Origin of the sequence: Streptomyces durbertensis (assembly GCF_014156695.1) — a bacterium.
Classification (GTDB): Bacteria; Actinomycetota; Actinomycetes; order Streptomycetales; family Streptomycetaceae; genus Streptomyces; species Streptomyces durbertensis.
Window position 1 is genome coordinate 1 of the sequence record NZ_WMLF01000811.1, and the last position, 1,121, is coordinate 1,121.

The following is a 1,121-nucleotide window of genomic DNA, read 5'->3' on the forward strand; positions in this document are numbered from 1 at the left end:
GTTGAGGAGGGGTGGAGGGGACATGCGGGTTCGTCGTCGTGAGGAACTGGTGTGCCGGTGGCGCGCGGACGGCCTGGAGGCCGGCGTGCCGGACCGTCGGCAGTGGATACAGCTCTCACCCGATCTGGTGAAACTGCTGGAGCGGGCCGGCGCGGGCGTCGAACTCGACGAACTGGCGGCCGCGTTCGGGGCGGAACACGAGCCCGACGTGCGGAAGGCCGTCGACACCCTGCTCGACCTCGGGGTCCTGGTCGCGGACGACGGCGACGCGTCACCCCGGCGGCCCGAACTGTGGGAGCGCTGGGGCGCGGTCGCGGAACGCTTCCACACCGAGAGCCGCGACGCGGACTACCTCGTCGACTCACCCGAACGTGCGAACGTCGCGGCCGAGATCGTCGCGGAGGGCGGCGCGCCGAACGTCTTCAAGGAGTACCCGGACCGTCCCGTCGTGCCACTGCCGCGCAAACTGGTCCCGCTCACCGCGACCGTGGAGGAGACGTTCGCGGCCCGCCGCACCCACCGGAGCTTCACCGGGGAGCCGGTGGGTCTGGACGCGTTCAGCACCCTCCTCTTCCACACCTTCGCGCCGCACCGCTTCTTCCACGGCGGGCGGTTCGGCACGCAGCAGTGCCGGGTGAGCGCGTCGGCCGGCGGCCGGCACGAGGTGGAGGCGTACGTCGTCGTCCACGACGTGACGGGCGTGGCGCCCGGGCTGTACCACTACGCGCCGTCCCGGCACGCGCTGGAACTGCTCGACGGCAGCGCGGACCGCGAGCGCGTCGCCGCGCTCTCCTACGGCCAGGAGCCCTCTTACCAGGGCGCGTTCACCGTCCTGACGACCGCTGTCGCCAACCGGCTGGCGTGGAAGTACCGGCACCCCCGCGCCTACCGGCTGTGGATGTACGACGCCGGGCACTACGCGCAGACGTTCGCGCTCGCCGCGACCGCGCTCGGGCTCGGCCCGTTCCAGACGGTCGCGTTTGTGGACAGCGAGGTGGAACGCCTCCTCGGCGTCGATCCGGCGGAGGAGTTCGCCGTCTACCTGCTGTCCGCCGGTGCGCCGGCCGGCGCCGCCGGCGACCCGCCGCTCCCGGCCGACTTCACCTTCCCCCCACCGACCC

The 1,121-nt window shown here is 72.9% G+C and carries 1 protein-coding gene; it reads left to right on the forward strand.

All coding sequences use genetic code 11. The features are described from left to right. Positions 1–22: 22 nt before the first annotated feature. Positions 23–1,121, forward strand: a 1,099-nt coding sequence (locus GL263_RS26990) for a SagB/ThcOx family dehydrogenase (protein WP_182858350.1), incomplete at its 3' end; no start/stop codon positions are given.